Below are 3,785 nucleotides of genomic sequence, written 5' to 3'. Positions count from 1 at the left end.
AGACCGTTGCCCGCCGTGCCGCTGACCTGGACCGTGGCCGTCTGCCATGCCGACCATGAGCCCGCCGCGCCGGACGACGTGGAAGCCCGCACGCGGGCGGACGTCGGGCGGGGCCGCCGGGGGTCAGCGGGCCTCGTGGCGCCGCTGGCAGGCGATGCAGTACCGGGCGAGCGGACGGATCTTCAGCCTCTCGAAGGGAATGTCCGCTTCGCAGCCGGCGCACCGGCCGTAGCTGCCGGCGTCAAGGCTCTCCAGGGCCCGTCTGGTCTCCGCGAGGTCGCGGCCCGCGGCGGCGAGGGCGACGAGCTCGTCCTGCCGGGACGCGACCTCCCCGTCCTCCACCGAGGCTTCGAGCTCGTTCACCCGGGTGGTACGCCACAGGAGCTGCTCGTCCAGCTCCTCGCGGATGATCCGGGCCTGCACGCTGCTGAGACGGGTGCCCTCACTGTTGACTGACATGATCGGAAGTCCTTTCCAAAGCTGAGAACGCCAAGCGGCGCACGTGGCCGCGCTCGTCATCGAGTTCGCCCGGCGGGGCCTGGTCGCGGCCTCGCGGGCATGGCGTGAAACGGGCCGGAGTACGGCCCGATGGAACCTGCGGGGTATCGGCCGGAGCGGGGGTGTGCACAGAGCCGCGGCCGTTCCACGACTCTGTCCGGTGACACGCGGACACGGCGGACGGCAGAGCGCGCACCCGGGTGTTCGGTGAACACCGGCGCGCGTACGCCACCCGCCGGTCGAGCGCGTGGCCCGACAGGTGGTGAAGGGGAATGGATCGGCTAGATCAGGGGCGGGCTGCGCGAGCCCGAGGTCCGGTGAGTGGCCAGCTGGGGGCTGCGCACCATGTCCGGATCCCGCCACGCGGGGGACAGGAGCGGTAACAGGTTCGCCAGATCGGAGGCGGAGCGCTGGTGCAGCCGCCGGAGGGCCGGCAGGTGCTCGAAGGCGCCGGCGGATGCCCGCGGCATGGTCGACGACTGTTCGAGCCAGTTCCCGGGCTCCCAGATGTCGCCGATCGCTCCGGCGGACCGCTGGACGGGGCCGCCGCCGTACGAGGCCGGGGCCAGGGCGGCGAGCAGCAGGGCGGCCAGAACCAAGCCCACCACCACGGACAGGGCGGTGGACTCACGTGGGGTTCGCCACGAGGTCGCCATGCTGCCGACCATAGCCCAACCAGCGAAAACAGGCACACGCCCAGTCCGGCGCCCCTGGACTCGCCGATCCCGGACCCGACGGCGTGCCGGCGCGGACGAGCGGTGGAACCAGCCCCTTCGCCCGGTCTGGCCAGGAAGATCTACCGGAACCCGGCCCCGGCAAGCGGCAGTTCAGCAGCTGCCAAGGCGGGCGCGTCAGGCTGTTCCGTATGTCGTTCCTACCAAGAACCCATGAGATTCCCGCGGGTGTGGAGCATGAGCGGTTCCGCATCCGGCCCATCACGGTGCACGACGCGGTGCGTGACTTCGACGCCGTGATGAGCAGCGCCGCCCGGCTGCGGGAGCGCTTCCCGCTGTGGGGCGGCTGGCCGCTCGACGGCATGACGCTGGAGGACAACCTGATCGATCTGGCCTGGCACCAGAAGGAGGCGCTGCTGCACAGGTCGTTCAACTACGCGGTGATGAGCCCCGACGGCTCCCGCCTGCTCGGGTGCGTCTACGTCGATCCCCCGGAAAGGCAGGGGGCCGACGCCGACGTGTCGTTCTGGGTACGGGCCGACGAGGAGGGCACCGGCCTGGAGGAGGAGCTGGAGCCGGTGGTCCGCGCCTGGTTGCGCGATGCGTGGCCGTACGCCTCGGTCCGCTGGCCGGGCAGGGAGATCTCCTGGCGGGAGTGGGATCTCCTGCCGCCATACCCTGGAGGGTCGTGAGAGCGGGATCGGGGCGGCGAGAGTCCAGCACCGGATGGGGTTCGCCGCTCCGTCCGTTCAGTCGCTGACCCGGCTGCGGTTCTGGTAGAGGAGATCGGCGTACTCGGGGTGGCGGCTGATCCAGGCCAGATAGAAGGGGCAGGTGGCCAGCACGCTCAGCCCCGACTCCCGCGCCGCGTCCAGAGAGACGCGAACCAGCGCGGAGCCGATTCCCTTGCCCTCGTGGACCGGGCCGACCTCGGTGTGCACGAACGCGATCAGGTCCGGCGTGCGGATGTACTCCGCGAACCCCACGACCTCGGACCCGCCTTCCAACCGCGCCTCGTAGCGGCGTGCCTCGGGCGCGTCGGTGACCTTGACCGTCATATGTCCTCCTCGGCTTCGATCGCGTTCGGCCTCCCCGGCCCGGCACGGCCGGGCGGAGTCGTCCGCGATCGGTGAGATGTCAGCTGGGGCAGCCCGAAGGACTGGTACGGACGAATGTAGCCGACCGTGTCCCATGCTTTATCGCCCCGCCTTCCCGTCCGCCCGGCAACCGGTCAGGTCGCCGGGCCGGCACCGTACCGGAGCAGGACATCGGCAGCGCCGTCCCACGTGCCGGTGGTGCGGCTGAACGACGGCCGCCGGTCGGTGGACCGGCGGCCGTGCGAACGTCAGGCGGGGTCAGCGGGCGTCGCGGACCTTCACCTTCTCCTTGCGGAAGTTGTTGCCCTTGCCGTCCGGCTTGTAGTTGTTCTCGACGTTGCCGGCGATGTCAACGGCGAACCAGTGCACCTCGGTGGTCTTGTCGATCGTGATCTGCTGTGCGCTCTCACGCATTCCCGCGGCGGCGAGCTTGGTGGAGCTCAGCGTCGGGCGGCTGCCGTCCAGCGTGTAGTACACGTTGGCGGGCTCGTCGGTCTCGAAGGTGAACGTGGCCGAGGTGCTGGTCTGCCCCGTCACGCTCAGCTCCGACTTCGGCTGCTTGTTGTCGTCGGAGAAGGACCTGGCGACCTCCAGGATGCCGATCTGACCGGCGGCGAACTCCATCGCCTCCTCGTGGCCCTCCTCGAACGGCGGCTGGAAGCCGACCGCCTGGAAGCGCTTGGTCTCCGGGTTGTAGACGTCCGCGCCGACCTCGAAGTCCCAGCCGATGATGCCCCGGTTGTACCAGTGCTCGTCGGCGCTGTTACCGGCCGCGGAGTACAGCACATCCGTCACCGGGCCGGTGCGACCCGGCCAGATCGCCGTACCGCGCCAGGACTGGACCGCGGACAGGATGTGGTCGGAGGCCTTCCAGAAGAAGTTCTCCGTGCCGTAGTCGACCCGCGGCAGCAGCTCGCGCCCGGCGGCCTTGTAGGCGCCCGGAGGCCACATGAAGTAGCCGCCGTAGGAGTGCGTGTTCATCGCGAACTTGATGTTCGGGAACTGGTTGGTGAGCCAGACCTGGTTGCGCGCCTCCGGCTCGGACAGCTCGGCCGGGCCCGCGAAGGTGTCGCTGGTGCAGACCGTCGAGGCGCCACTGTAGCCGTCGAACACCGACCCGACCGAGAAGTTGCGGTTCAGGTCCACGCCCCAGGAGTTGCGCCGTGCCGGGTCGCCGTTGGTCGCGTCACAGTGGTTGAACATGTTGCGGCGCTGCATGTTGTAGTCGTACATGCTGTAGTGCCCGCCGTCGGGGTTGGACGTGGGCATGATGAAGATGTCGAGGTCGTCGACCAGCTTCTTGGTCTGCCCGTCACGGGCGTAGTTGCGCAGCAGCCGCTCGGCGGTCTCCAGGCAGACCAGCGGGGTCACCCATTCACGGGCGTGCTCCTGGCAGTAGAGGAACACACCGGTCTTCGAACCGTCGCGCTTCTTGCCGATGCGCAGCACCTTCGTCTGGAACGGGTCGCGCGAGACGGTGGCCGGCGCCTTGAGGTTGTCGGTCAGCTTCGTCGCC

At 69.6% G+C, this 3,785-nt stretch carries 5 protein-coding genes; 1 reads left to right on the top strand and 4 read right to left on the bottom strand.

Features of this window, described 5'->3' with window-relative positions; translation table 11 throughout:
• Positions 1-123: 123 nt before the first annotated feature.
• Together ABZ260_RS48315 and ABZ260_RS48310 are read right to left on the bottom strand one after the other, a co-directional pair.
• Entirely contained in the window at positions 124-459 is a 336-nt protein-coding gene (locus tag ABZ260_RS48315; RefSeq protein WP_355631936.1) for a TraR/DksA C4-type zinc finger protein, read from the bottom strand.
• 320 nt (positions 460-779) lie between these two features.
• A complete protein-coding gene (locus ABZ260_RS48310) occupies positions 780-1,154 on the bottom strand; it encodes a hypothetical protein (protein ID WP_355567685.1) in 375 nt (124 codons plus the stop codon).
• A gap of 209 nt (positions 1,155-1,363) precedes the next feature.
• Between ABZ260_RS48310 and ABZ260_RS48305 the strand changes: the two genes are divergently transcribed.
• On the top strand, positions 1,364-1,864 hold the full coding sequence (locus ABZ260_RS48305) for a GNAT family N-acetyltransferase (RefSeq protein WP_355631934.1): 501 nt from the start codon (positions 1,364-1,366) through the stop codon (positions 1,862-1,864).
• Between the two features lie 57 nt (positions 1,865-1,921).
• Here ABZ260_RS48305 and ABZ260_RS48300 read toward each other — a convergent pair whose 3' ends face one another.
• Together ABZ260_RS48300 and ABZ260_RS48295 are read right to left on the bottom strand one after the other, a co-directional pair.
• Complete coding sequence (locus ABZ260_RS48300) at positions 1,922-2,230, bottom strand: GNAT family N-acetyltransferase (RefSeq protein ID WP_350914504.1); 309 nt, start codon at positions 2,228-2,230, stop codon at positions 1,922-1,924.
• Between the two features lie 297 nt (positions 2,231-2,527).
• Positions 2,528-3,785, bottom strand: a 1,258-nt coding sequence (locus ABZ260_RS48295; protein WP_355631932.1) for a M14 family zinc carboxypeptidase, incomplete at its 5' end; no start/stop codon positions are given.

The sequence above is a fragment of the Streptosporangium sp. NPDC006013 genome, from assembly GCF_040614275.1.
In the GTDB taxonomy this organism is placed as follows: Bacteria; Actinomycetota; Actinomycetes; order Streptosporangiales; family Streptosporangiaceae; genus Streptosporangium.
This window is presented reverse-complemented; position numbering and strand designations above follow the sequence as displayed.

What these genes read in the sequence shown, in the direction of transcription:
- ABZ260_RS48315 (WP_355631936.1), bottom strand. Translation starts at nt 459, where the DNA reads ATGTCAGTCAACAGTGAGGGCACCCGTCTCAGCAGCGTGCAGGCCCGG.
- ABZ260_RS48310 (WP_355567685.1), bottom strand. Translation starts at nt 1,154, where the DNA reads ATGGCGACCTCGTGGCGAACCCCACGTGAGTCCACCGCCCTGTCCGTG.
- ABZ260_RS48305 (WP_355631934.1), top strand. Translation starts at nt 1,364, where the DNA reads ATGTCGTTCCTACCAAGAACCCATGAGATTCCCGCGGGTGTGGAGCAT.
- ABZ260_RS48300 (WP_350914504.1), bottom strand. Translation starts at nt 2,230, where the DNA reads ATGACGGTCAAGGTCACCGACGCGCCCGAGGCACGCCGCTACGAGGCG.